Origin of the sequence: Micromonospora mangrovicola (assembly GCF_047200535.1) — a bacterium.
In the GTDB taxonomy this organism is placed as follows: domain Bacteria; phylum Actinomycetota; class Actinomycetes; order Mycobacteriales; family Micromonosporaceae; genus Micromonospora.
Genome location: NZ_JBJZOG010000070.1, coordinates 1 through 26,419, shown reverse-complemented (window position 1 = coordinate 26,419; position 26,419 = coordinate 1). Strand labels below are relative to the sequence as shown.

Here is a 26,419-nt window from a genome sequence, read left to right as displayed (position 1 = left end):
CGCCCGACGGCCCGCCGGCCCGGCGGGTTCAGGCGAGGGTGTCCAGCGCCTCGCGCAGCTCGGCGGGGCTGTCGAACTCCTCCACCGGCAGCGCCTTCAACATCTGCAACATCTCGGTGCTGCCCCCGTTCTCCTGGCACCAGCGGACCATGTCCTCGCGGGAGACCGGGTAGTCGAGCCCGGCCAGGTACTGCTGCCACTTCACCCCGGTGACGCTCATGCCGCCCGCCTACCCGCTCGGTCCGCGGCCATGCCGACGGACGCCGGACCGGCCGGCCGCGCCCACGGCGGGCGGCGGCGGTTTGCCCGGGCGGGTCCCGGGTAGCCGCGGACATGCTGGTACAGCGGCTCGGCGCGCCGAGCGACTTCGACCCGTTGCTGGAACGCGTCCGGGACGCCCGCATCGTCATGCTCGGCGAGTCGACGCATGGCAGCTACGACTACTACCGGCTGCGCGAGCAACTGACCCGACGGCTCATCGCCGAGCAGGGCTTCGACTTCGTGGCGGTGGAGGGGGACTGGCCGGACTGCGACCGGGTGCACCGCTCGGTGGTGGATGCCCCCGGTGGGCTGGCCGATCCGATGACCGCCCTGGAACGCTTCGAGCGCTGGCCCACCTGGATGTGGGCGAACGCCGAGGTGGCCCGCTTCTGCCGCTGGCTGCGGGCCTGGAACCTGGAGCGCCCCGAGGGGGAGCGGGCCGGTTTCCACGGGCTGGACGTCTACAGCCTGTGGGAGTCCATGCAGGCCATCTTCGACTACCTGGGCGAGGAGGATCCGGCCTCGCTGGAGGCGGCGCAGGAGGCGTACCGCTGCTTCGAGCCGTACGGCAAGCGGGTCGAGGAGTACGGCATGGCCAGCCGGTTCGTCTCGGCGCGCTGCGAGGAGGAGGTGGTCCGGCTGCTGGCGCGTACCCGGGAACAGGCCGCCGCGGACGGCCCGGACCGCTTCTCGGCCTGGCAGAACGCCGAGGTGGTGGCCGGGGCGGAGCGCTACTACCGGGCGATGGTCGGCGGCGGTCCGGAGTCGTGGAACGTCCGGGACACCCACATGGCCGACACCCTCGACCGGCTGCTGGACCGCTACGGTCCGGAGTCCCGGGGCATCATCTGGGCGCACAACACGCACGTCGGCGACGCCCGGGCCACCGACATGGTGGCGGACGGAATGATCAACATCGGCCAGCTCGGCCGGGAGCGGCACGGCCGGGACGCGGTGGCGTTGGTCGGCTTCGGCAGCTACCGGGGGACGGTGATCGCCGCGCCGCGCTGGGGTTCCCCGGCCGAGGCGATGGTGGTGCCGCCGGCCCGGGAGGGCTCGGTGGAGCGGCGGCTGCACGAGCTGATGCCGGAGCGGGCGGTGCTGGTCTTCGGGGGCCCGGACCAGCCGGAGTGGGTGACCGGCGAGGCCGACCACCGGGCCATCGGGGTGGTGTACGACCCGAGCTTCGAGTCCTGGGGCAACTACGTGCCGACCCGGTTAAGCGAGCGGTACGACGCGTTCATCTGGTGCGACGAGGCGAACGCCCTGCACCCGCTGCCGGCGCTGACCACCCCCGGCGAGATGGAGACCTACCCGGCCGGCGTGTGACCGGAGGTGTCGAGAGGGGCCCCTGCTGTGCACGAGGCGTCAGCAGGGGCCCTTCCGGTCAGACCTCGGCGGGTTCGCGGGCGGCGAGGTGGGCGCGGAGACCTTCGCCCTCGACGTCCACGTTGGGCAGGATCCGGTTCAGCCAGCGCGGGATCCACCAGGCGGCGTTGTCGAGCAGTGACATCACCGCCGGGACGATGGTCATCCGGACCACGAAGGCGTCGACGGCGACGCCGATCGCGAGCGCGAAGCCCATCGACTTGATGATCGGGTCCTCCAAAAAGACGAACCCGCCGAACACCGAGATCATGATCAGCGCGGCGGCGGTGACCACCCGGGCGCCGTGGCCCATGCCGTTGATGGTGGCCTGCCGGGCGGTGTCCCCGTGCACGAAGTCCTCCCGCATCCGGGAGACCAGGAAGACCTCGTAGTCCATGGCCAGACCGAACAGGATGCCGATGAGCAGAATCGGCAGGAAGCTGACCAGCGGGGCGGGGGTGTCCAGCCCGACCAGGTCGGCCAGGTGGCCCTGCTGGAACACCGCCACGGTGATGCCGAAGGTGGCCGCCACGGTGAGCAGGAAGCCCAGCGCGGCCTTGACCGGCACCAGGATCGAGCGGAACACCAGCATCAGCAGCAGCACCGACAGGCCCACGACCAGCAGCAGGTACACCGGGAGCGCGTCGGAGAGCTTCTCCGACACGTCGATGCCGATCGCGGTGACGCCGGTCAGCAGCACGTCGGCGTTCTGGATCCCGCCCACCTGCTTGCGGATGTCGTGCACCAGGGTCTCGGTGGCCGCGTCGGTCGGGCCGGTCTTCGGGATGACCCCGATCAGCGCCGTCCGGCCGGTCGGATCGAGCTGCGGCGGGGCCACCGCGAGCACCCCGTCCGTCTTCTGGACCAGCGCGGTGACCTGCGGTACGGCGGCCTGGGTGGCCTGCGGGGAGTCGGCGGTGACGACCACCGCGAGCCGGCCGGTGAAGCCGGGACCGAAGCCCTCCCGGATCAGGTCGCTGCTGACCCGGGCCGGCGTGCCCTCGGCGGCCGCGGAGGCGTCCGGCAGCGCCAGGCGCATGTCCTGAGCGGGGATCGCGAGCAGGCCGAGACCGAGCAGGCCGACCAGGATGACCGGGATCCGCAGCTTCGTCACCCAGCGGGCCCAGCGGAACCCGAAGCCGGAGCGGTCCTCCGAGCCGGTGGCGGGGGACTCGACCGCGTCCTGCCCGCGCAGCTTGCGCGGCAGCACCTTCCGGCCGGCGAAGCCGAGCAGCGCGGGGGCCAGCGTGATCGCGACCAGCACCGCCACGGTGACCGTGCCGGCGGCGGCCAGACCCATAACGGTGAGGAACGGGATGTCCACCACGGCCAGGCCGGCGAGCGCGATGACCACGGTGGCGCCGGCGAAGACCACGGCGGAGCCGGCGGTGCCGACGGCCCGGCCGACCGCCTCCTCGGGGGAGAGCCCGTCGAGCAGGTTCTGCCGGTGCCGCGAGGTGATGAAGAGCGAGTAGTCGATGCCGACCGCGAGGCCGAGCATCAGGGCCAGGATCGGCGCGGTGCTGGTCAGCTCGACCGCGCCGCTGAGCGCGAACAGGCCGGCCATGCCGACGCCGACACCGATCAGCGCGTTCAGCATGGTCATCCCGGCCGCGACCAGGGAGCCGAAGGTGATCACCAGGACGATCGCGGCGACCAGCACGCCGAGGCCCTCGGTCGAGCCGACCTCCGGTTCGGCGTTGAGCACCTCACCGCCGGGGGCGATCTGCCACCCCTGCGCCTCGGCCTGCGCGCCGACCTTCTCGTAGGCGTCGCGCTGCTCCTTGGTCACGTCGTCCGCCCGGCCGGAGAACTGCACCTGGATCAGCGCGTACCGGCCGTCCGGGGTGAGTGCCTTGGCCTGGTACGGGTCGACCGCGCCGACGACACCGGGCAGGGTGGCCGCCTCCTGGGTGACCTGCTTGACCACGGCCTGCCCCTGCGGGGTGAGCAGTTCGCCGGCCTGGGGCGCCTTGACGGCGATGGTGCCGGTGGCTCCGCTGGCCGCCGGGAACCGGTCGGCGAGCAGGTCGATCGCACGCTGCGACTCGGTGCCCGGCATGGTGAAGTTGCTGGCCGTCGGGCCCCTCAGGGTGGCCGCGGCGATGCCGAGACCGACGAGTACGACGAGCCAGACGACGGCGACGAGTCGCCGGCGCCGCAACGATGCCCGGCCGAGCCGGTACAGCAGGGTCGCCATGAAGGTTCCTTTGTCCTCGGGGTCGGAACTGGGTCAGGTGGTGGGTTCGAGCGCGCGGTGTGCCACGGCCAGCAGCGCGGGCCGCAGCTCCTGGGCGGGGATGTCGAGGAATTCGCCGCAGGTTTCGGCGATGCCGGCGAGGACCACCAGCGCGGCGATCCGCGCGGCCGGGCGGTCGGAGTGGCCGGTGAACGCCGCGACGAGCCGTTCGGAGATCTGCTGGATGTGCGTGAACGCCGGCTGCTGCAGCAGGTCGGGGAATTCGCCGCGGAGCAGTGCGATCTCCCGCCGGAAGCGGACGGCCAGGTCAACGAAACCCTCGGCGGCGACCCGCTGGGCATCGGTGCCGGTGTGCCCGGCGATGCGCGCGTCGAGCGCTTCCAGCATCGCGATCGCGGGTGCCATCAGCTCGCAGAGCAGGGCGTCCTTGCTGGCGAAGTGGTAGAGCACGGTGGCCTTCGAGCAGCCGACCTCACGGGCGATGTCCTGCAGCGAGGTGCCCCGGTAGCCGGTGACCGCGAAGCGCCGCGCCGCCGCCGCGAGGATCTCGCGGTGGGTTTCCGGTGTCGCCCGTGCCATGCACTTCAGGATGCCTGACCGATCGGTCAGGACCTGACCGATCGGTCAGAACAATTGGGTGGCCTTCGCCACACCGCTGCTCAGCCGGCCGATGCCCCATGCTCCCGGTCGTACGCCGCCCGGGCCGCGCTGATCGACGCGCGGTGCCGCTCCGCCCAGCCAGTCAGCGCCACGAGGGACTCGTAGAGCTCCAGCGCCATCGGGGTGGCGGTGTACTCCACCTTCGGCGGGACGGTCGGGTACACGTGCCGGCGCAGCAGGCCGTCCCGTTCCAGGTTGCGCAGGGTCAGCGTGAGCATCCGCCGGCTGATCCCCTCGACCTGGCGTTCCAGTTCCGTGAAGCGGATCGGGCCCTGCGAGGCGGCGATCAGGATGCCGATGCTCCACTTGCCGCCGACCCGGTCCAGCGCCTCCCGCACGGTGCAGGCCCGCGCCTGGTCGGCCGTCACGGTCACACAGCTGTTCCCCTGGGACACGAAAGTGCCTCCTTCCGCTCGGTCTCATGGTCACAGACGATGGCCTCGGTAACAAACAGTGCACCAAGGAGGCACCACCCATGACGGGGACACATCGTTGGCCCGCGCTGCTCGTGCTCTGTGCCGGCAGCCTGATGATCATCCTGGACGGCAGCATCGTCGCGGTGGCGCTGCCGGCGATCCAGGCCGACCTGGGCTTTTCGGCTGCCGGGCTGGCCTGGGTGGTGAACGCCTACCTGGTCGCCTTCGGTGGGCTGCTGCTGCTCGCCGGGCGACTCGGCGACCTGCTCGGCCGGCGGCAGGTCTTCCTGGTCGGGGTCGCCCTGTTCGCCCTCGCCTCGCTGCTCTGCACGCTGGCCACCGGCCCGGCGTTCCTGGTCGCCGCCCGCTTCGTGCAGGGCATCGGCGGCGCGCTCACCACCGCGGTCAGCCTCGGCATGATCGTGCGGCTCTTCCCCGAGGCCGCGGAGCGGGCCCGGGCGATCGCCGTGTTCAGCTTCACCGGGGCGGCCGGCGCGTCGCTCGGCCTGCTGGTCGGGGGAGTCCTCACCGACCTGGCCGGCTGGCGGGCGATCTTCCTGATCAACCTGCCGATCGGTGGGCTGATCCTGGTCGCCGGCGTACGGCTGATCGCCGCGGACCGCGGGGTCGGCCTGCGGACCGGGTTGGACCTGGCGGGCGCGATGCTGGCCACCACCGGACTGATGGCCACCGTGCTGGCCATCGTCGGCGTCGGGGAGCACGGCTGGACCTCGGCGCGCACTCTCGGCGCGGCCGCGCTCGCCGTGGTGCTGCTGGCCGGGTTCGCCGCCCGGCAGCGGGACGCCGCCACGCCGCTGCTGCCACCCCGGGTGCTGCGCGCGCCCGGCCTGGCCGCGGCCAACGCGGTGCAGTTCCTCATGGTGGCCGCGTACTTCGGCTTCCAGTTCCTGCTCGCCCTGCACCTGCAACTCGTCCTCGGCCTGGGGCCGGCGGCGACCGGTTTCGCCTTCCTGCCCACCCCGCTGGTGATCGCGGCGGTGTCGCTGGGTCTGGCCGGCCGGCTGGTGGGCCGCCTGGGGGCCCGTCGGGTGCTGGTCGGCGGGCTGGCGCTCGCCGCGGTCGGCTTCCTGCTGCTGGCCCGCCTGCCCGTGGACGCCGGCTACGCGCCAGACGTGCTGCCGGCGCTGCTGGTCTTCGGGGTCGCCGGCGGGCTGACCCTGCCGGCGGTCACCACGCTCGCCATGGCCGGCGCGGAGCCGGCCGACGCCGGGCTCGCCTCCGGACTGGCCAACACCACTCAGCAGGTGGGTGGGGCGCTCGGCCTGGCCGTCCTCGCCACCCTGGCCGCGAGCCGCACCGACGCGCTGCGCGCCGCCGGGACGGACCCGGTCGCCGCCCTCGCCGCCGGTTACCGGTCCGCGTTCGCCGTGGCCGCCGCCCTGGTCACCGCCGCCCTGCTGCTCGCCCTTCTCACCGCCCGTCCGCTCCGCCGCCCCGCACCCGCTCCGGCCCCCGGGGTACGCGAGACCTCACCGGCCCGCTGACCCGTCGCGCCGCCGCGGCGTGGCCACCCGCTGCTGCCGACAACTACCCGAGCCGGCTCGGGTAGTTGCCGGCCCGATCGGCGGCGCAGGTACTTCCCCGCCGCTACGAACTTGATGTCGTGAACGGATCGGCCGTGGCCGACGGGCGGTGGCGCTGACTCGGGTGTGGCATCAAGCGCTGGATGGTCCGTGGCATCAAGCGCTGGATGGTCCCGAGGCATCAGTGCTGGATGGTCCGCGGCATCAAGCGCTGACTCGTCTGTGACATCAAGTTCGTAGCGGCCGACAACATCTGCCCGGCCCGCGCCGGAGGACCGCCGCCCGGTCTCGCCGCAGCCCTGGCCGGCTCCCGACGCCGGATCAGCGGGCGGCACCGGGCCGGGTCAGCGGGCGGCACCGGGCAGGACCCGGGCCAGTAGGTCGAGTGCGGCCGAGTAGGCGTGCGCGGGCGGGCGGGCGTACCCGATCACCAGGCCGGGCGGCTGGCCGGCGGGCCGGTGGCGGTGGCTGGCCAGCCCACTCAACCCCAGCCCGTGCGCGGCCGCCGCCGCCAGCACCTCCGCCTCGGTCGGCCCGCCCTCCGGCAGGTGGATCGTGGCGTGCAGGCCGGCCGAGATCCCGTCCACGGCGGACCGCCCGCCCAGCCGGGCCAGCAGCAGGTCCCGGCGCTGCCGGTAGCGCCGGCGGACGGTACGGACCTGCCGGTCGTAGCCGTGCGTGCCGATCAGCTCGGCGAGGGCGAGCTGGCCGATCGTCTCGGTGTGCAGGTCGAGGTGGCGCTTGGCGTCCACCACCGGATCCACCAGCCGGGCCGGGAGCACCAGCCAGGCCAGGCGCAGCGCCGGTCCGAGCGTCTTCGCCGCGGTGCCCACGTACGCCACCTGTTCGGGGGCGGTCCCCTGGACCGCGCCGACCGGCTGCCGGTCGTACCGGAACTCGCCGTCGTAGTCGTCCTCGATGACCAGGCCGCCACCCGCCCGGGCCCAGTCGGTCAGCGCGTGCCGGCGCGACGGGTGCAGGGTCACCCCGGTCGGGTACTGGTGCGCCGGGGTGACCACGGCCGCGCCCACGCGGGCGAGGCGCCCGGCACCGAGCAGGTCGGCGCGGGCGCCCAACCCGTCCACCGGCAGCGGCAGCACGGTGCCGCCGTGCCGGCGAACCACCTCCCGGTGGAACGCCAGCCCCGGATCCTCCATCGCCACGGCGGGCGTGCCGGCGTCCCGGAGCACGGTGGTGAGCAGCACCAGCGCCTGGACGTACCCGGTGGTGACGACGATCCGCTCCGGGGCGGCGAGCACGCCCCGGGCCCGGCCCAGGTAGCCGGCGAGCGCGGTGCGCAGCTCCGGCCGGCCACGCGGGTCGCCGTAGCCGTACGCCTCGGCGGGGGCGGCGACCAGCGCGCGGCGGGTCGCCCGCAGCCATTCGGTGACCGGGAAGAGCCCGACGTCGGGGCTGCCGGGACGCAGGTCGTACCGGAAGGGGGCCGGTCCGGGCAGCGGCGGGGCCGCCGCCGGTGTCGCCCGGCGCAGTGCGCTGACCTCGGTCCCCGCGCCGATGCGGGCCACCAGCCAGCCCTCGGCGACCAGCTGGTCGTAGGCGGCGCTGACCGTGCCCCGGGAGAGGCCCAGCTCGGTGGCGAGGGTGCGGGTGGCCGGCAGCCGGGTCGACGGGGGCAGCCGGCCGTCCCGGATCGCGTCCCGCAGGGCCCGTTCCAGCCCGGCCCGCCGGCCGCCGCTCGCGTCCAGCTCCAGGTGCAGGTCGACGCCGAAATCGGCCCAGTCCATCGGCATGGAATTGGAGCTTAGAGCGGGCCACCGAACCGACGAGAATCGCGGTATGACCGAGCTGAGCCGGCGGGCCGACGTGCTGCGCGCGCTGCACCGCCCCGGAGATCCGCTGATCCTGCCGAACGCGTGGGACCCCGGGTCCGCGCAAGCCGTCGTCGCGGCGGGCTTCCCGGCCGTCGCCACCAGCAGCGGCGCGGTCGCCGAGGCGCTCGGCCACGCCGACGGCGAGGCCACCCCCGTGGACGGGATGTTCGCGGCGGTCGGCCGGATCGCCGCCGCCGTCGCCGTCCCGGTCACCGCCGACCTGGAGCGCGGGTACGGGCTACGCCCCGCCGAGCTGGTCGAGCGGCTGCTGGCGGCCGGCGCGGTGGGCTGCAACATCGAGGACTCCGATCCGCGTACCCGTGAACTGTCCGACGTCGAGGAGCAGACCGATCTGCTCGCCGGGATCCGGGCGGCGGCCCGGGACGCCGGGGTGGACCTGGTGCTCAACGCCCGGGTCGACGTGCACCTGCGGGCGTACGGGCCGGTCGAGGATCGGCTCACCGAGGCGGTCCGCCGGGCCCGCCGCTACCGGGCGGCGGGAGCCGACAGCGTGTACCCGATCATGCTGGCCGACCCGGAGCAGATCCGTGACTTCGTCGCCGAACTGGACGGCCCGGTGAACGTGCTGGCCCGGCCCGGCGCACCGGCTCCGGCCGAGCTGGCCGCCCTCGGCGTGGCCCGGGTCAGCTACGGGTCCGGCGTGTACGCGGCCGCCCGCGCCCGCGCCCGCGAGTTCCTCGCCACCGTCCACGACGGCGGCGACCCGTTTGCGCGATCCGCAGCGTGACCCTGCGGGGTTGCCCGGGATCGCCCGGGACGGCAAGGTGAGCGGATGGGCGCCGTTGACGAGACCCGGGGCGGGGTGTCGCTGACCAACCTGGACCAGCCGCTCTTCGACGGGGCCGGGGCGACAAAGCGCGACCTGGTCGACTATCTCGATGCCGTGCACGAGCGGCTCCTGCCCGAGCTGCGCGACCGGCCGCTCTCGGTGATCCGGGTACGCCCCGGGCAGGACCCGTTCATGCAGAAGAACCTGCCGAAGTACACGCCCGACTGGGTGCGCCGTACCTCGGTCTGGGCGGAGGCGTCCCACCGGCGGATCTCGTACGCGCTCTGCGACGACCGGCGCACCCTGCTCTGGTTCGCCAACCAGCGGGCGGTGGAGTACCACGCGACGCTGAGTCGGGCCGGCGACGCCGAGCACCCCACCCATCTGGTGCTCGACCTGGACCCGCCGGAGGGCGACTCGTTCCGGATGGCGGTGCGAGCCGCGTTGCTGGTCCGCCAGGCGCTGGCCGACGCGGGGCTGGTCGGGGCGGTGAAGACCAGCGGCGCGAAGGGGCTGCACGTGATCGTGCCGGTGGTGTCCGGAACCACCGCCGAGGAGTCGGCTGCCGCGACCCGGGCCCTCGCCGCGCGCGCCGAGCGGCTCGACCCGGCGCTGGCCACCACCGCCTTCATCGTCGAGGACCGGGGCGGCCGGGTGTTCGTCGACTCGACCCGGGCGTACGGGGCGACCGTGGTAGCCGCGTACAGCCCGCGGATCCGGCCCGGCACGCCGGTGTCGTACCCGGTCGGCTGGGCCGACGTGGAGTCGGTGACGCCGGCCGAATTCACCGTGCGGACGGTGCCCGGGCTGCTCGGCGATCGGGACCCGTGGGCGGAGGCACTGCCCGCGCCGCAGTCGCTGCCGGTGGACCTGGTGGCCGAGGGGCGGACCATCCCGGTGGCCCGGGTGCAGGCCATGCACGAGGGCAAGCGCCGCGCAAAGGCCCGCCGCGAGGCCGGCTGACGGCGTGGACGTGGCTGAGCCGGGTTCGGCAACCCCTCGCCGGGGTGTGGATCAGTACGTACCCCGAGCGGCTCGGGGACGCCGAGCAGGTGCCGACGGAGGCCGGTGCCCACCGGGGCCGGGAACCCTCGCCCGTCATGCGGAAAGCCCGGACCGTGTGGTCCGGGCTTTCTCCGTGTCTGTGCCCCCGGCAGGATTCGAACCTGCGCCCCCGCCTCCGGAGGGCGGTGCTCTATCCCCTGAGCTACGGGGGCTCAGCGACCCGAGAAGAGTAGCAAACCCCTTCCCGGATCAGCCAATCGGCATCCCGTGCCCCCGCGCCCCGCACCGTTCCCGCTGATCATGGAGTCTGCGGCACCCATGGGGAGCGACATCGCCGTGAACTCCATGATCGACGGGGCGGGGAATCGGCGGGTCAGGCGGCGGCGACGGGGCGGCCGCAGCTGGGGAGCGGGTGCAGGACGATGCGGCGGGGCAGGCGGCGGGGCCACTCGTTGCGCGGCCAGGAGCCGTCCACGATCAGGTGCACCGTGCGCTCCTCGGCGCCACTGAGCCGCAGCACGAAGTCGCGGGGGAGTGGCGGGTCGACCGAGGGTGTAGTGATCATGAAGCGCACCCGGCCCCGGGACGACACCGCGGAGATGACGTCCGCCGCCGGCATGGTGCCGCGCAGCCGTACCCGGCCGATCCAGTAGACCTCCGCCGCGTGCTCCTGGGCGGCCCGGGTGATCGACGGGTACTCGCTGCGTACCCAGCGCTCGACCGCGCCGACGCAGAGCCCGCAGGCCCGCTCCCGGGGCTCGCGCGGACCCAACCCCCAGGCCCGCAGGTACGCCCCGACCGTGCCGGCGTCCATCGCCAGGTCGAACCGGCGCTGGATGAGGGTGGTCAGGCTCTGTCGCGTCCAGAGCTCCTCGTCCAGGCCGAACTCGTCGGGGTGGACGCCCCGCAGCACGTCGATCAGTTCGAGTTCCTGTTCGCGGCTGAGCGTTCCCGACTCGCCCTGCCGCAGTCCGCGACGGACGGCTGCCACCGCCCCGTCACCGCCGATGGTGTGGCGTCGGCACCAGCTGGTCACCGACCGCCCTGCGTCTCTGAGTGCAACCCCCACGTCCTGCGCAACGAGCCCGAATCGCAACTGGTCACGATATGTGGGTAGAAAAGTCTCCAAGCAGCGCAATGGGTTGCATCACCCAAACCGTTATAAAGCCGCATAGCGGACAGCCGGGCGGCGGGAACGCGAAGGGCCCGGCGTCCGCGTGCGACGCCGGGCCCTTCGTCCGAGCAGGTGTTACAGGGTGCCGCCCAGGCGCTTGAGCGCCGCCTGGAGGTTGGTGAGGTCGGTCTGCTGGGTGTTCTTCATGACCTGCGCGACCGCCAGCACGTCGTCGTCGTGCCCCTCGTCGAGGATCCCCTCGATCATGTGCACCCCGCCGAGGTGGTGCCGGATCATCAGCTGCAGGAAGAGGACGTCGAACTCGCGGCCCTCGGCCGCCCGCAGCTTCGCCATCTCGTCCGGCGTGGCCATGCCCGGCATCAGGCCGTCCTTCACCAGATCCGTGCCACCCGGCATCCAGGCCATCGGCGGCTGGGTGCCGGTCGGGTCCAGCTTCCACGAGCGCAGCCAGGTCTGCATGGTGCCGATCTCGCCCTGCTGGCCGGTGGCGATGTCGCCGCCGATCTGCCGCACCTCCGGGTCCGCGCCCTGATCGAAGGCCATCAGGCCCATCTCCACCGCCTGGGCGTGGTGGGTGGTCATGTCCCGGGCGAAGCCCGCCTCCGCCGAGTTGTCGCCGGGGCGGGTGAAGGTCGGGGTGAGCAGGCCGCCCGCGTACCCGAGGAGGAGACCGACCACGACGGCGGCGGTCAGGGCCAGCAGGCCGTAGCGGGCCGGGGCCCGCCCGGTGCCGGCGGTGGTCGGGGCCGTGTCGAGGTCGGCGTCCGTCGTCGCGGGAGCAGTCATCAGCAACCCTTACTGCTGGACCGGCTGGTCGCTCATCTGGTCGCCCAGGTTACGTGGGGTGGTGCCGGTGGCGGTGACACCCTGGGCGCAGTTGGCGTTGGGACCCTCGATGGAGGCGTTCACCCGCAGCGTCTTGATGAACTCGTCGATCCGGCTGTCGTCGGCGTTGTCGACCTTGAGCTGGAAGCCCCAGGCCTGCAGCGAGATCGGCTTGTCCAGCCCCTCGAACGGGCTGAGCATCAGCTTCTCCTTGCCCTGCACCCTGGCCTTGAGCTTGGCCACCTGGTCGGCCGGCAGGTCGGGACGGTAGGTGATCCAGACCGTGCCGTGCTCCAGGCTGTGCACCGCGTGCTCGTTGGCGATCGGGGCGTCGTAGACGTCGCCCATGCAGTTCTGCCAGGCCGGGTTGTGCGGGCCGGCGACCGGCGGGAGCACGTCGTACTTGAGCGATCCCTGCTGGTGGTTGCCGCCCTTGACCAGGTCCTTGTCGGTCTTGCGGTAGTCGACGATGCCCTTGATCGAGTCGGCCCGCTCCTGCCACGGCTGGCTGCCCTTGTACGCCGCCCAGGCGCCGTACCCGACGATGCCGGCGGCCAGCACGCCCACCGCGACGAAGAGCGCGATCGGACCCCACGAGCGACCCTGGCTCACCTTCACCGGGGCGACCGGCTTGCGGCCCTTGCCCCCGGTGGTCTGCCGCGGTGTGCCCTTGCCGGACCCGGCCTTGCCCCCGGCGGGCTTGTCGGCAGCCGCCGACCGGCCGGCGGCCGGCTTCTTGCCGGTGCTGACCACGGTCGGGCGGCGCTCCGGGCCGCCCGGGGTGCTGATGCTCATCGTGCCTCGTCAGGTCGATCGGTCAGGGGGCGCCGCGGCCCGGTTCACATCATGGTCGCCGCCGCGGGGACCGAGTCTACCCCCGATAACATGGTTCGGTGACTCCCACAGAACTCGCCGAGGTCGTCCTCTCCGCAGCCCACGCCGTCTTCGAAGACCGGGGCCTGGAGCGCTCCGCGCTGCCCGCGCAGACCGCCGTCGAGCGACCCCGTAACCCCGACCACGGCGACTACGCCTCGACGCTGGCGCTGCAGCTCAGCAAGAAGGTGGGCGTGCCGCCGCGGGAGCTGGCCGCCGCCCTGGCCGAGCAGCTCGGCAAGGCGCCCGGGATCAAGTCGGTGGAGATCGCCGGGCCGGGCTTCCTCAACATCCGGCTTGATGCGGCCGCCGCCGGCCAGCTCGCCAAGGTGATCGTCGAGGCCGGCCCGGAGTACGGCCGCAGCGGCGCCCTCGCCGGCCAGAAGATCAACCTGGAGTTCGTCTCGGCGAACCCGACCGGCCCGGTGCACATCGGCGGTGTCCGCTGGGCGGCGGTCGGTGACGCGCTCAGCCGGCTGCTCCGCGCCACCGGCGCCGACGTCGGCACGGAGTACTACTTCAACGACGCCGGTTCCCAGATCGACCGCTTCGCCCGGTCCCTGCTGGCCGCCGCCAGGGGTGAGCCGGCCCCGGAGGACGGCTACGGCGGCGCGTACATCGCGGAGATCGCGGCCGAGGTGGTCGAGCGCCGGCCGGACGTGCTGGAGCTGGCCGACGGCGCCGCCCAGGAGGTGTTCCGGGTCGAGGGCGTCCAGCTGATGTTCGCCGAGATCAAGTCGTCGCTGCGCGACTTCGGCGTCGAGTTCGACACCTACTTCAACGAGAAGGACCTGCACGATCGGGGCGAGCTGGACAAGGCCCTCGCCCGGCTGCGCGAGCAGGGGCACGTCTTCGACTCCGAGGGCGCGACCTGGCTGCGCACCACCGACTTCGGCGACGACAAGGACCGGGTGCTGCGCAAGTCCAACGGCGAGTGGACGTACTTCGCCGCCGACTGCGCCTACTACCTGGACAAGCGCGAGCGCGGCTTCGAGCGTGTGGTGATCATGCTGGGTGCCGACCACCACGGCTACATCGGCCGGATGAAGGCCATGGCGGCCTGCTTCGGTGACGACCCGGAGCGCAACCTGGAGATCCTCATCGGTCAGCTGGTCAACCTGCTCCGCGACGGCGCCCCGGTGCGGATGAGCAAGCGGGCCGGCACCGTGGTCACCCTGGAGGACCTGGTCGACGCGATCGGCGTGGACGCCTCCCGCTACGCGCTGGCCCGCTACTCCAGCGACTCGCCGATCGACATCGACGTGGAGCTGTGGACCCGGGCGACCCGCGACAACCCGGTCTACTACGTCCAGTACGTCGCCGCCCGGACGGCCAGCGTCGGGCGTAACGCCGCCGAGGTGGGGCTGACCCGCGGCGACGCCGCCGGCTTCCGCGCCGAGCTGCTCTCCCACGAGAAGGAGAACGAGCTGCTCAAGGCCCTCGCGGAGTTCCCCGCCGTGGTCTCCTCCGCGGCCGAGCTGCGCGGGCCGCACCTGGTCGCCCGCTACCTGGAGCGGCTGGCCGGGGCGTACCACCGGTTCTACGACAACTGCCGGATCCTGCCCCGCGGCGACGAGGAGGTCACCGACCTGCACCGGGCCCGGCTCTGGCTCAACGACGCCACCCGGGTGGTCATCGCCAACGGCCTGCAGCTGCTCGGCGTCTCCGCCCCGGAGCGGATGTGACCGTGACCGCGAGGAGCGAGCTCGCGAGCCCCGCAGTCGTGAACGAAAGGCGACCCTGACCCAATGCGCGCGCACGAGGCCGGTGCCCTGCACGGCGACATCGGCAACCGGGGGCCCGCCTGGCTGCGTACCCCGGTCGACGTCAACGCCCTGGTCCCGCGGCTCTGGCCGCGCACCGTCGCGCGCGCCGACGGCGGCGCGCTGACCGTCGCCGGCCTGGACGTCCGCGACCTGGCCGCCGAGTTCGGCACCCCGATGTACGTGCTGGACGAGGACGACCTGCGCTCGCGCTGCCGCAAGTTCCGGGCGGCCTTCCCCGACGCCGACGTCTACTACGCCGGTAAGGCGTTCCTCTGCCGCGCGGTGGTCCGGATGATCGCCGAGGAGGGCCTGTTCCTCGACGTCTGCACCGGCGGCGAGCTGGCCACCGCGCTGTCGGCGGGGATGCCGCCGGAGCGGATCGGGTTCCACGGCAACAACAAGTCGGTGGCCGAGCTGGCCCGGGCGGTGGACGCCGGGGTGGGCCGGATCATCGTCGACTCGTTCGCCGAGATCGACCGGCTGACCGCGCTCGCCCGCGAACGCGGGGTACGCCCCAAGGTGCTGGTCCGGGTCACCGTCGGCGTGGAGGCGCACACCCACGAGTTCATCGCCACCGCGCACGAGGACCAGAAGTTCGGCTTCTCCCTCGCCGGCGGGGCGGCCGCCGCGGCCGCCTTCAAGATCCTCGACGAGGACGTGCTGGAACTGCGCGGGCTGCACTCGCACATCGGCTCGCAGATCTTCGACGCCAGCGGCTTCGAGGTCTCCGCGCGCCGGGTGCTCGCCCTGCAGGCGCAAATCCGCGACGCCCGGGGCGTGGAGCTGCCCGAGCTGGACCTGGGCGGCGGCTTCGGCATCGCGTACACCACCCAGGACGACCCGGCCTCGCCGCACGACCTGGCCAAGCGGATGCGCAAGATCGTCGACGGGGAGTGCGCGGCGGAGCGGCTGGCCGTGCCGCACCTGTCCATCGAGCCCGGCCGGGCCATCGTCGGCCCGGCGGTGTTCACCCTCTACGAGGTCGGCACGGTGAAGTTCGTGCCCCTCGGCGCGGGTGGCGGCCCCGCCGACGGTCGGGCTTACGTGAGCGTCGACGGCGGGATGAGCGACAACATCCGCACCGCCCTCTACGACGCGTCGTACTCGGCGACCGTGGCCAACCGCACCTCGCCGGCGGAACCGCTGCTCGCCCGCGTGGTGGGAAAGCATTGTGAGTCCGGGGACATCGTGGTGAAGGATGAATTCCTGCCCGCCGACGTGCAGCCCGGAGATCTTGTCGCGGTGCCCGGCACCGGGGCGTACTGCCGGAGCATGGCCAGCAACTACAACCATGTCCCGCGCCCGCCGGTCGTCGCCGTCCGCGACGGTCGGGCCCGGCTGATCGTCCGCCGGGAGACCGAAGAGGACCTGCTCGCATTGGATGTCGGATGACCTCACCCGTTCGCTTGGCGCTGCTCGGCTGCGGCACGGTCGGCAGCGACGTGGTGCGCCTGCTGCACGAGCAGTCGGCCGATCTCGCCGCCCGGATCGGCGCCCCGCTGGAGATCGCCGGCATCGCCGTACGCCGGCTCGGCCGGGACCGCGGCGACCTGCCGGTCGACCCCGCGCTGTTCACCACCGACCCGCTCGCCCTGATCAAGCGGGACGACGTGGACATCGTGGTCGAGGTGGTCGGCGGCATCGAGCCGGCCCGCGGCTGGCTGGTCGAGGCGCTGCGCGCGGGCAAGAGCGTGGTCACCGCGAACAAGGCGCTGCTCGCCGAGGACGGCGCGGCGCTGCACGACGCGGCCGCCGAGGGCGACGCCGACCTCTACTACGAGGCCAGCGTCGCCGGTGCCATCCCGCTGCTGCGCCCGCTGCGCGAGTCGCTGCACGGGGACCGGATCAACCGGGTCACCGGCATCGTCAACGGCACCACCAACTTCATCCTCTCCGCCATGGACGCCACCGGCGCCGGCTTCGCCGAGGCGCTGGAGGAGGCCACCGAGCTGGGATACGCCGAGGCGGACCCGACCGCCGACGTGGAGGGCTTCGACGCGGCCGCGAAGGCCGCCATCCTCGCCTCGCTGGCGTTCCACACCCGGGTCACCGCGGCCGACGTGTACCGCGAGGGCATCACCGAGGTGACCGCCGCCGACGTGGCCAGCGCCAAGGCGATGGGCTGCACCATCAAGCTGCTCTGCATCGCCGCCCGCGGCACCGACGCGGCCGGCCGGGAGACGGTCAGCGTCCGGGTGCACCCGGCGATGATCCCGCTGACCCACCCGCTGGCCGGCGTCGGCGACGCGTTCAACGCGGTCTTCGTCGAGGCCGAGGCGGCCGGGCAGCTGATGTTCTACGGCCGGGGGGCGGGCGGCGCGCCCACCGCCAGCGCGGTTCTCGGCGACGTGGTGGCGGTGGCCCGCAACCGCCTCGCCGGGGTGCACGCGGCCAGCGAGTCGGCGTACGCGGACCTGTCGGTGCGGCCGATGGGGGAGGCGCTCACCCGCTACCACATCAGCCTCGACGTGACCGACCGGCCGGGCGTGCTGGAGGCGGTCGCCGGGGTCTTCGCCCGGCACGAGGTCTCCATCGCCACCGTGCGGCAGGGCCCCGCCGGGGGCGGTCCCGCGGGCCGGGGCGAGGACGCCGAGCTGGTCATCGTGACCCACACGGCACCGGACGCCGCGCTCGCCGCCACCGTCGGGGAGCTGCGCGGGCTGCCGATCGTCCGTTCGGTGACCAGCGTGCTGCGGGTCGAGGGCGGGGCGTAGCCCGGCGTCCCGCCTGATGGTTAAGGCAGGGTGTGCCGGCGACCGGCCGGGAAGGCTGGTCCACCCTGGTAGGGGCCCCGGCGCTGCCGGGGCGGGAGAGGCGAGGAGAGCGACATGTGGCGGGGCCTGATCGAGACGTACCGGGACCGGCTGCCGGTCACCGACGCCACTCCGGTCGTCACCCTGCACGAGGGGAACACCCCGCTGCTGCCGGCGCCGGTGCTCTCCGCCCGGACCGGGGCCGACGTCTGGCTGAAGGTCGAGGGGGCCAACCCGACCGGCTCGTTCAAGGACCGGGGCATGACGGTCGCCGTCTCCAAGGCCGTCGAGGCCGGGGACAAGGCGATCATCTGCGCCTCCACCGGCAACACCAGCGCCTCCGCCGCGGCGTACGCCGCCCGCGCCGGGATCACCTGTGCGGTGCTGGTGCCGCAAGGCAAGATCGCGCTGGGCAAGCTGGCCCAGGCGTTGGTGCACGGCGCCAAACTGCTCCAGGTGCAGGGCAATTTCGACGACTGCCTCGCGCTCGCCGGCAAGCTCGCGCAGGACTACCCGGTCGCCCTGGTCAACTCCGTCAACATCGACCGGCTGCACGGGCAGAAGACGGCCGCCTTCGAGATCGTCGAGGCGCTCGGCGACGCGCCCGACATCCACTGCCTGCCGGTCGGCAACGCCGGCAACATCTCGGCGTACTGGATGGGCTACCGCGAGGACCTGCGCGACGGGAACGCCACGCGGACCCCGAAGCTGTACGGCTTCCAGGCGGCCGGCGCGGCCCCCATCGTGACCGGGCAGGTGGTCCCGGAGCCGTCCACCATCGCCACCGCGATCCGGATCGGCAACCCGGCGAGCTGGACCAAGGCGATCGACGCCCGGGACGCCTCGGGCGGCCTGATCGCGGCGGTGACCGACCGGGAGATCCTGACCGCGTACCGGCTGCTGGCCCGCGAGGTCGGCGTCTTCGTCGAACTGGGCAGCGCGGCCAGCGTGGCCGGCCTGCTCCAGCAGGCCGCCGCCGGGCAGGTGCCCGCCGGCTCCACGGTGGTCTGCACGGTCACCGGTCACGGTCTGAAGGACCCCGAGTGGGCCATCAGCACGGCCCCCGCCCCGGTGACGATCGCCAACGATCCGCTCGCCGCCGCCCGCTCCCTCGACCTCGCCTGATCCGTACCGTCCACTCGGCACCGCCTTCCGCCGAGGGCGGGGTGGGTGCCCGGGAGCGTGAGCGGGTGGGGGAGACTGGGCACCCCCGTCGACCCCGTCATCCAGGAGTGAGTAACGCAGATGTCGCTGCTCGCCAGATTCAGCCTCGCCAACCGTGGACTGGTCGCCCTCATCGCGCTGGTCACCGCGGCGTTCGGGGCGTTCGCCGTGCCGTCGCTGAAGCAGCAGCTGCTGCCGTCCCTGGAGTTCCCCGCCGCGTTCATCGTGGCGGCGTACCCGGGCGCCGCGCCGGAGATCGTCGAGTCCCAGGTCACCGAGCCGATCGAGAACAGTCTCCAGGGCATCCCGGGACTGGACAAGATCACCTCCACCTCCCGTGAGGGTTCCACCACCGTTCAGGTGCAGTACGAGTTCGGCACCGACCTGGACGGCGTGGTCAACAAGATGCAGACCGCCCTGAACCGCATCGACGCGCAGCTGCCCGAGGGGGTGGACCCGCAGGTCCTCGCCGGCAGCACCGACGAGATCCCGGCGGTGGTGGTCGCCGCCAGCGGCGGCGATGACGAGCAGGCCCTCGCCGAGAAGCTGCGCACCACCGTCGTACCCGAGCTGGAAGGGCTGGACGGGGTCCGGACGGTCACCGTGACCGGCGCCCGCGACCAGGTCGTGCTGGTCACCCCCGACCCGGCGAAGCTGGCCGCGGCCCGGCTGGCCCCCACCGCGATCGCCCAGGCGCTCAAGACCAACGGCGTCGCGCTGCCGGCCGGCGCCGTGGCAGACGGCAGCCGGTCGCTGCCGGTGCAGGTCGGCACCCCGATCCGGACCGTGGACGACCTTCGTGGCATCGTGCTCGCCACCGCCCCGGCCGCCCCGGTCCGCCTCGGCGACGTGGCCACGGTGCAGGAGCAGCTCGCCCCGGCCAGGGGCTTCACCCGGACCAACGGCAAGCCCAGCCTGGGCATCGCCGTCACCGCGACCCCGGACGGGAACGCGGTCCGCATCTCGCACGAGATCCGGGACCGGCTGGACGAGCTGACGGCCGCTTCCGGCGCGGACCTGACCGTGGTCTTCGACCAGGCCCCGTTCGTCGAGCGGTCCATCGAGAGCCTGACCACCGAGGGCCTGCTCGGCCTGCTGATGGCGGTCGTGGTGATCCTGGTCTTCCTGCTGTCGATCCGCTCCACCGTGGTCACCGCGGTCTCCATCCCGCTGTCCGTGCTGGTCGCGCTGATCGTGCTCTGGGCCGGCGACTACTCGCTCAACCTGCTCACCCTCGGCGCGCTGACCATCGCCGTCGGCCGGGTCGTCGACGACTCGATCGTGGTGCTGGAGAACATCAAGCGGCACCTGGAGTACGGCGAAGCCAAGCGGAACGCCATCCTCGGCGCGGTCCGCGAGGTGGCCGGCGCGGTGACCGCCTCCACGCTGACCACGGTCGCCGTCTTCGCGCCGATCGCGTTGGTGGGCGGCTTCATCGGGCAGCTCTTCGCGCCGTTCGCGATCACCGTGACGGTGGCCCTGCTCGCCTCGCTGCTGGTGTCCCTGACGGTGATCCCGGTGCTGGCGTACTGGTTCCTCAAGCCGCCTGGCGGGGCCGACGACGCGGCGGCCCGGCGCGCCGCCGAGGAGAAGGAACTGCGCAGCCCGTTGCAGCGGGCGTACCTGCCGGCCATCGGCTTCGCCACCCGGTCCCGGGGCACCCGCTGGGCCACCGTCGGGCTGGGCCTGCTGGTGCTGCTCGGCACCTTCGGCCTGGCGCAGAAGCTGGAGACCAACTTCCTGGACGACTCCGGCCAGGACACCCTGAGCATCCGGCAGGAGCTGCCGGCGGGCACCGGCCTGACCGGCACCGACCAGGCCGCCGCGAAGGTCGAGGAGGTGCTCGGCCGGACCAGGGGCGTGCGGACGTACCAGGTCACCGCGGGCGGCAGCGACCAGCCCTGGGCGGGCGGGGGCGGCAACAACACCGCCTCGTACTCCGTGGCGCTGGACGGGGACACCGACGCGGCGGCGGTCAAGCGGACGCTGCGCGGGGAGTTCGACGCCCTCGGCCCGGAGGTCGGCGAGCTGAGCTTCGGCGCCGGGCGGGATGCCGCCTCCGCCAACCAGCTCGAGGTGGTCGTGCAGGCTACCGACCCGGAGACGCTGACCCGCGCCGCCGAGGCCGCCCGCGACGCGCTGGCCGGTACGCCGGGCGTCGAGGACGTGGCCACCAGCCTCGCCACGCAGGTGCCCCGGGTCGAGGTGACCGTGGACCGGGTCGCCGCGGCCCGGGCCGGCCTCACCGAGGCCGCCGTCGGGCAGCTCGTCGCGCAGGCATACCGGGGTGCGCCGCTCGGGCGGGTCAACCTCGACGGCGCGTCGCGGGACGTCGTGCTCAGCACCGGGGCCCAGCCGCCGATGAGCGTGGCCGAGCTGCGGGCGCTGCCGGTGGGCCGGGTCAGGCTGAACGACATCGCCGACGTCAACCAGGTCGACGGCCCGCAGCAGGTGACCCGGATCGACGGCGAGCGCAGCGTCTCGGTCACCGGCACGGCCACCGGCTCCAACCTCGGCGCCACCACCCAGGAGCTGCAGAAGCGGCTGGACGCGCTGGACGTGCCGGGGGCGACGTTCACCGTCGGCGGTGTCAGCGCCGACCAGAAGGACGCCTTCGCCGACCTGGGCCTGGCCGTGCTGGCCGCGATCGCGATCGTCTTCCTGATCATGGTCGGTACGTTCCGCAGCCTGACCCAGGCGCTGATCCTGCTGATCTCGGTGCCGTTCGCGGCCACCGGTGCCATCGCGCTGCTGCTGGCCACCGGCACGCCGCTGGGCGTACCGGCGCTGATCGGCGTGCTGATGCTGGTCGGCATCGTGGTGACCAACGCGATCGTGCTGCTCGACCTGATCAACCAGTACCGGATGCAGGGCATGGGCGTCACCGAGGCGGTGGTCGAGGGCGGCCGGCGGCGGTTGCGGCCGATCCTGATGACCGCGGTCGCCACCGTGTTCGCGCTGCTGCCGATGGCCTTCGGGCTCACCGGTGAGGGCGGCTTCATCTCCCGCCCGCTGGCGATCGTGGTGATCGGTGGCCTGCTCAGCTCGACGCTGCTCACGCTGATCCTGGTGCCGACCCTCTACACCATGGTGGAGCGCGCCAAGGAGTCGCTGCGCGGGCGGCGGGCCCGCCGCCCGGGCGCGCCGGAGCCGGCGACCGTGCCGGTGCCGGAGCCGGCGACCGTCGGCGGTGGTGAGCACCGGGCCGAGGCGGCCGAACCGGTCGCCGGGCCGCCGGCCCGGCCGGTCCCGTCGGCCGCGCTGGTCGACGGTACGGACCAGTTCGAGGTGCTCCGCCTGCCCAGAAGTCGCCGGTCCCCGCTCCCGCCGGCGGAGTGACCGCCGCGCCCACCCAGGGCGCAGATTCACGGAAAGGGTGGCCATCCCGAGCGGGACGGCGACCCTTTCCGTGAACGAGGGCGCCGCCGGGCCGGGGGTAGGGCGTGCGACCGGGCTCGGCCGGCCCGAGAGGACCATCGGGCGTGGCCGGACGCGGTACCTTGAGTGAGCCGACACCTACTGCGGGTGTCGGGGCGTCCCTTGCGTGGGGCGGCCGGGCGGCGTGGGAGCGGGGACCATGGCGGACGGCGACATGGGCCGGTGGGGGCGGCGTGCGGTGCTGCGCCGGACCGCCCTGCTGGCCGGCGGCGCCGTGCTGGGCGTCGCGGCCACCGCCCAGTCCACCTGGATCGCCGACCGTCGCCTCGCGCTGGCCGGCGGACCGTCCAGCGCCACCCTGGGCAACCGTCACCAGCAGGTCGGCGCCGGCGCGGTCGAGGTCACCTGGGGGGTACAGACCGGCGAGCGGTTCGTCGCCCTCACCTTCGACGACGGCCCGCGACCACACTGGACGCCCATGGTGCTGGACACCCTGGCGAGGTACGCCGTCCCGGCCACCTTCTTCCTGATCGGGGAGCAGGCCCGGCAGCACGCCGCCCTGGTGCGCGACCGGCTGGGCGGGCACGAGGTCGGCAACCACAGTTGGGCCCACCACGACCTGGCCCGGATGAACGCCCACGCCGCGTACGACGATCTGAAGCGCAGCCACGACGCGATCGCCGAGGCGACCGGCGTGGCGCCCCGCCTGCTCCGCCCGCCCTGGGGGCACCTGGGCGGCGCGGTGCTGCATGCCGCCGCCCGGCTGGACTACCGCCTGGTGCTGTGGACGTTGCAGATGGTCGAGAGGGAGTTCCCGCACGACCCGACCGGCCACGCCCGGCGGATCGTCGCCGACGTCCAGCCCGGCACGATCCTGCTCGGCCACGACGTCGGCACCGAGCAGCGTCTCGTGGCGCTCCGCGGCCTGCCCGACATGATCACCGGGTTGCGCGCCCGCGGCTACACCTTCGTCACCGTTTCCCAACTGCTGCGCCGCGCCGCCGTGGTCTGACCGCCCGGATAGGGTTCCCGCGTGTCGCCCACCCTCTCGGTCCTCGTCCGCAATCGCGACTTCCGCAACCTCTTCCTCGCCGAGCTGGTGGTGTTCGGTGCCGACTGGTTCGTCATGGTGCCGCTGCTGGTGCTCCTGCCCGAGCTGACCGGCAGCGGGGTGTGGGGGGCGCTGGTCCTCGCCGTGGACACCGGCACGACGGCGTTGCTGCTGCCCTACACCGGCACGATCGCCGACCGGTTCGACCGGCGGAAGATCATGATGGCGGCGAACCTGGGCGCGCTGGCCGGCATCCTGCTGCTGCTCGGTGTTCGCGGCGCCGGGACGGCGTGGCTGGCCCTGGTGTCGATCGCGGCCGTGGCGGTGGCGAAGGCGTTCTACTCGCCGGCCGCCCAGGCCGCCCTGCCCAACGTGCTCGACCCGGCCGACCTCGCCGCCGGCAACGCGGTGGCCGGCTCGGCCTGGGGCACCATGACGGTGGTCGGCGCCTCGCTCGGCGGCATGCTCAGCGCCGCCGCCGGCCCGTACGCCAGCTTCTGGGTGGCGGCGGGCGCGCTGGCGATGGCGGCGGGCCTGGCCGCGCTGATCCGCCGGCCGTTGCAGGCACCCCGCGACCCGGCGGCGGCGAGCCCGCGCACCTGGGCGGCGATCCGCGAGGCGCTCGGCTACATCGCGCACCGGCCGCGGGTGCTCGCCCTGGTCACCGTGAAGTCGGCGGTCGGTCTGGGCAACGGCGTGCTGACCGTCTTCCCGCTGCTCGCCGGGGTGTACGGGGTGGGGGCGATCGGCACCGGCCTGCTCTTCGCCAGCCGGGGCGCGGGGGCGCTGGTCGGCCCGATCCTGATGCGCCGGGTGCTGACCAACCGGGCCTGGCTGCTCACCGGCCTGGCGCTGTCCATGTCCCTCTACGGCCTGGCGTACGTCGGCGTCGCGGCGGTGAACTGGTTCCCACTGGTGCTGGTGCTGGTCTTCCTGGCCCACTTCGGCGGCGGCAGCAACTGGGTGATGTCCAACTTCGCCCTGCAGGGCGAGGTGCCGGACCGGCTGCGGGGCCGGGTCTTCGCCACCGACATGATGCTGGCGACGCTGGCCATCTCGGTCAGCCAGCTCGTGGTGGCCCTGGTGGTCGACGCGGTCGACGAGCGCACCGTGCTGGCCGGCTGCGGCCTGGTCACCGTGGTCTACGCCCTGGGCTGGCGGCTCGCCACCCGCCGGCTCTCCCTCACCGAGCCGGCGGAGCAGCCGGAGCCGACACGTACTCCCTGATCCGGCGGTTCAGCCGTGGCCCGGGGCGGCCGGGGCGGACCGGGCGCGATCCAACCGCGGCGGCCAGCACCATGCCGGTCACCAGCACCGCGACGGTGGGCAGCGCCCCGGCGATGGACAGGAGCATCGGAACAAACAGGTCCACGTCGCTCCCGGGGGCCGTCGGACGCCGGTCATCGGCCAGGCTAGCGGAGACGATCATTTCCCACGGGCCGGGCGAACCGGCCGGCTGTCGGTCCGGGGCCCTAGCATGAGCCGGTGCCGATGACTTTCGCCTCCGGTCCCGTACGGGTCCGGGTGCCCGCGACCAGCGCGAACCTCGGCCCGGGCTTCGATGCGCTCGGGTTGGCCCTCGGGCTGCACGACGATGTGGCCGCCGAGGTGACCGCCGGCGGGGCCCGGGTGGCCGTGTCCGGGGAGGGCGCCGGTGAGCTGCCGGACGGTGACACGCATCTGGTGGTGACCTCGATGCGGGCCGCCTTCGACGTGCTCGGCGGGCAGCCGCCGGGGTTGGCGCTGGAGTGCGTCAACCGGATCCCGCAGGCCCGCGGGCTCGGCTCCTCCTCGGCGGCCATCGTGGCCGGGGTGCTGCTGGCCCGGGCGCTGGTCGCCGACGGGGCGACCCGGCTGGACGACGCCGCGGCGCTGCGGCTGGCCTCCGAGATCGAGGGACATCCGGACAACGTCGCGCCCTGCCTGCTCGGCGGTTTCACGGTCGCCTGGACCGAGCCGGCCGGCGCCCGCGCGGTGTCCCTGGCCGTCGCCGGGGCCGTCCACCCCACCGTCTTCGTGCCCGGCGAGCGTGGCCTGACCGCCGTCGCCCGGGCCGCGCTGCCGGCCACCGTGCCGCACGCCGACGCGGCGTTGACCGCCGGCCGGGCGGCGTTGCTGGTGCATGCGCTGACCACGGACCCGGCGCTGCTGCTGCCGGCCACGGTCGACCGGCTGCACCAGGACTACCGGGCCGAGGGGATGCCGGGGACGGCCGCCCTGGTCAGTGCGCTGCGTGGGGCCGATGTGGCGGCTGTGGTCAGTGGTGCGGGCCCGACCGTGCTGGCGTTGACCGAGGTCCCTGCGGGCTTCGACGCGGGAACAGATTGGCAGCGTTGGGAGTTGCCGATAGACGTCAGCGGTGCCCGGGTCACCCGGGGTAGACTTGGACACGCCGAGCGGGACCCTGTTGCCGCAGGTCGGAAGAGTTGATTACGCTCTAGACTCAGCACAGCCGCGAAGCATGCGATCTTCCTGCGGGTCGGCGCACCCCCGAAGCTCTCGGCGGTCAGCCCGTCACCCCTGCCAAAGGCTCACGCCGCACCGCAGTTTCCACAGGTCGCCGCAGACGGCGAGACCTGCTCACCGGCGTCGGTGAGTCGGGAAACCGACCGGCTGCTGTGTCACAGACTCCCGCGACGCGTCCATGCGAGGCGGGTGCACCGAGGCCGCCCGGCCACCTGTTCCACGACCCCGGGCAGTCCCGGCCTATCGAGGGAAGGAATCCATTGAGCGACACCACCGACGTGACGTCGGATGTTTCCAACGTCGCTGGCGATGCCACCACCGCCGCTCCCACGCGCCGCCGGCGCAGCGGCACGGGCCTGTCGGCGATGCTGCTGCCAGAACTCCAGAGCCTGGCCGCGTCGCTCGGTATCTCCGGTACGGCTCGCATGCGTAAGGGCGAGCTGATCAGCGCGATCACCGAGCGGCAGGGCGGCGCCGCCGCCGGGACCCCTCGACCGCGGGCCGAGGTCGCGGCTGCGGCCACTCCTGCTCGTGAGGAGGTGCACGCCGAGGTACGCGAGGAGCGGGCCGAGAGCGAGCGCCGCCCCGCCGAGTCGGCGCCGGCCGCCGAGCCGACCGAGGGTCGCACCCGGACCCGTCGGGGCCGGGCCGCCGCCAACGCCGAGGCGCGACCAGCCGAGACGCGGGCCGAGGAGGCCACCGCCGAGACCGGCGAGCGGGCCGAGCGCGGCGGCGAGGGTCGCCGTGAGCGGGCCGAGCGTGGCGAGCGGGCCGAGCGCGGTGAGCGCGGGGGCGACCGCAACGAGCGCGGCGACCGGGGCGAACGTGCCGAGCGCGGCGAGCGCGGCGAGCGCGGCGAGCGCAACGAGCGTGGCGATCGCGGTGAGCGCGGTGAGCGCGGGGGCGACCGCAACGAGCGCGGCGACCGCAAC

General features: G+C 73.6%; 21 protein-coding genes and 1 tRNA gene. 13 read left to right on the top strand and 9 right to left on the bottom strand.

Features of this window, described 5'->3' with window-relative positions:
• Positions 1 to 28: 28 nt before the first annotated feature.
• Positions 29 to 220 (bottom strand): DUF2795 domain-containing protein, encoded by a 192-nt coding sequence (locus ACL02O_RS23945; protein WP_412820387.1) that lies wholly within the window; start codon positions 218 to 220, stop codon positions 29 to 31.
• 113 nt (positions 221 to 333) lie between these two features.
• Here ACL02O_RS23945 and ACL02O_RS23940 point away from each other — a divergent pair, with 113 nt between their 5' ends.
• On the top strand, positions 334 to 1,590 hold the full coding sequence (locus tag ACL02O_RS23940; protein ID WP_412820386.1) for an erythromycin esterase family protein: 1,257 nt from the start codon (positions 334 to 336) through the stop codon (positions 1,588 to 1,590).
• A 58-nt stretch (positions 1,591 to 1,648) separates the two neighbouring features.
• On the opposite strand, the gene ACL02O_RS23935 is transcribed toward ACL02O_RS23940, so the two are convergent.
• The 3 genes from ACL02O_RS23935 to ACL02O_RS23925 form a co-directional block, all read right to left on the bottom strand.
• On the bottom strand, positions 1,649 to 3,829 hold the full coding sequence (locus tag ACL02O_RS23935; RefSeq protein ID WP_412820385.1) for an MMPL family transporter: 2,181 nt from the start codon (positions 3,827 to 3,829) through the stop codon (positions 1,649 to 1,651).
• A 33-nt stretch (positions 3,830 to 3,862) separates the two neighbouring features.
• Complete coding sequence (locus ACL02O_RS23930) at positions 3,863 to 4,408, bottom strand: TetR/AcrR family transcriptional regulator (protein WP_412820384.1); 546 nt, start codon at positions 4,406 to 4,408, stop codon at positions 3,863 to 3,865.
• Between the two features lie 80 nt (positions 4,409 to 4,488).
• A complete protein-coding gene (locus tag ACL02O_RS23925; RefSeq protein ID WP_412820383.1) occupies positions 4,489 to 4,884 on the bottom strand; it encodes a winged helix-turn-helix transcriptional regulator in 396 nt (131 codons plus the stop codon).
• A gap of 80 nt (positions 4,885 to 4,964) precedes the next feature.
• On the opposite strand from ACL02O_RS23925, the gene ACL02O_RS23920 reads away from it, so the two are divergent.
• Positions 4,965 to 6,410, top strand: coding sequence for an MFS transporter (locus ACL02O_RS23920; protein WP_412820382.1), 1,446 nt, complete (start codon positions 4,965 to 4,967; stop codon positions 6,408 to 6,410).
• A gap of 383 nt (positions 6,411 to 6,793) precedes the next feature.
• Here ACL02O_RS23920 and pdxR read toward each other — a convergent pair whose 3' ends face one another.
• Positions 6,794 to 8,200, bottom strand: coding sequence for a MocR-like pyridoxine biosynthesis transcription factor PdxR (gene pdxR / locus ACL02O_RS23915; RefSeq protein ID WP_412820381.1), 1,407 nt, complete (start codon positions 8,198 to 8,200; stop codon positions 6,794 to 6,796).
• A 46-nt stretch (positions 8,201 to 8,246) separates the two neighbouring features.
• On the opposite strand from pdxR, the gene ACL02O_RS23910 reads away from it, so the two are divergent.
• Both ACL02O_RS23910 and ligD read left to right on the top strand, forming a co-directional pair.
• On the top strand, positions 8,247 to 9,029 hold the full coding sequence (locus ACL02O_RS23910; protein ID WP_412820380.1) for an isocitrate lyase/PEP mutase family protein: 783 nt from the start codon (positions 8,247 to 8,249) through the stop codon (positions 9,027 to 9,029).
• Positions 9,030 to 9,074: 45 nt separating this feature from the next.
• A complete protein-coding gene (gene ligD / locus ACL02O_RS23905; protein WP_412820379.1) occupies positions 9,075 to 10,034 on the top strand; it encodes a non-homologous end-joining DNA ligase in 960 nt (319 codons plus the stop codon).
• Positions 10,035 to 10,216: 182 nt separating this feature from the next.
• Here ligD and ACL02O_RS23900 read toward each other — a convergent pair.
• The 4 genes from ACL02O_RS23900 to ACL02O_RS23885 form a co-directional block, all read right to left on the bottom strand.
• Positions 10,217 to 10,288: transfer RNA gene (locus tag ACL02O_RS23900), tRNA-Arg, on the bottom strand.
• 161 nt (positions 10,289 to 10,449) lie between these two features.
• A complete protein-coding gene (locus ACL02O_RS23895) occupies positions 10,450 to 11,145 on the bottom strand; it encodes a winged helix-turn-helix domain-containing protein (RefSeq protein ID WP_412820395.1) in 696 nt (231 codons plus the stop codon).
• Between the two features lie 180 nt (positions 11,146 to 11,325).
• Positions 11,326 to 11,997: a DUF305 domain-containing protein gene (locus ACL02O_RS23890; protein WP_412820378.1), complete on the bottom strand. Its 672-nt coding sequence runs from the start codon at positions 11,995 to 11,997 to the stop codon at positions 11,326 to 11,328.
• A gap of 9 nt (positions 11,998 to 12,006) precedes the next feature.
• A complete protein-coding gene (locus ACL02O_RS23885) occupies positions 12,007 to 12,831 on the bottom strand; it encodes a DUF3105 domain-containing protein (RefSeq protein WP_412820377.1) in 825 nt (274 codons plus the stop codon).
• A gap of 98 nt (positions 12,832 to 12,929) precedes the next feature.
• Between ACL02O_RS23885 and argS the strand changes: the two genes are divergently transcribed.
• The 9 genes from argS to ACL02O_RS23840 all read left to right on the top strand — a co-directional run.
• Entirely contained in the window at positions 12,930 to 14,594 is a 1,665-nt protein-coding gene (argS, locus tag ACL02O_RS23880) for an arginine--tRNA ligase (protein ID WP_412820376.1), read from the top strand.
• Between the two features lie 63 nt (positions 14,595 to 14,657).
• On the top strand, positions 14,658 to 16,067 hold the full coding sequence (lysA, locus tag ACL02O_RS23875) for a diaminopimelate decarboxylase (protein ID WP_412820375.1): 1,410 nt from the start codon (positions 14,658 to 14,660) through the stop codon (positions 16,065 to 16,067).
• On the top strand, positions 16,064 to 17,389 hold the full coding sequence (locus ACL02O_RS23870; RefSeq protein WP_412820374.1) for a homoserine dehydrogenase: 1,326 nt from the start codon (positions 16,064 to 16,066) through the stop codon (positions 17,387 to 17,389). Before lysA ends, ACL02O_RS23870 begins: the two co-directional genes overlap by 4 nt.
• 114 nt (positions 17,390 to 17,503) lie before the next feature.
• Positions 17,504 to 18,553: a threonine synthase gene (thrC, locus tag ACL02O_RS23865; RefSeq protein ID WP_412820373.1), complete on the top strand. Its 1,050-nt coding sequence runs from the start codon at positions 17,504 to 17,506 to the stop codon at positions 18,551 to 18,553.
• 120 nt (positions 18,554 to 18,673) lie between these two features.
• Positions 18,674 to 21,931 carry an efflux RND transporter permease subunit gene (locus ACL02O_RS23860; protein ID WP_412820372.1) on the top strand — a complete coding sequence of 1,086 codons (3,258 nt, stop codon included), beginning with the start codon at positions 18,674 to 18,676 and terminating at the stop codon, positions 21,929 to 21,931.
• A gap of 238 nt (positions 21,932 to 22,169) precedes the next feature.
• Positions 22,170 to 22,982 (top strand): polysaccharide deacetylase family protein, encoded by an 813-nt coding sequence (locus ACL02O_RS23855; protein ID WP_412820371.1) that lies wholly within the window; start codon positions 22,170 to 22,172, stop codon positions 22,980 to 22,982.
• Positions 22,983 to 23,003: 21 nt separating this feature from the next.
• Complete coding sequence (locus ACL02O_RS23850; RefSeq protein WP_412820370.1) at positions 23,004 to 24,248, top strand: MFS transporter; 1,245 nt, start codon at positions 23,004 to 23,006, stop codon at positions 24,246 to 24,248.
• Positions 24,249 to 24,512: 264 nt separating this feature from the next.
• On the top strand, positions 24,513 to 25,451 hold the full coding sequence (gene thrB / locus ACL02O_RS23845) for a homoserine kinase (protein WP_412820394.1): 939 nt from the start codon (positions 24,513 to 24,515) through the stop codon (positions 25,449 to 25,451).
• Positions 25,452 to 25,747: 296 nt separating this feature from the next.
• The coding region (locus ACL02O_RS23840; RefSeq protein ID WP_412820369.1) for a Rho termination factor N-terminal domain-containing protein at positions 25,748 to 26,419 on the top strand (672 nt) is incomplete at its 3' end.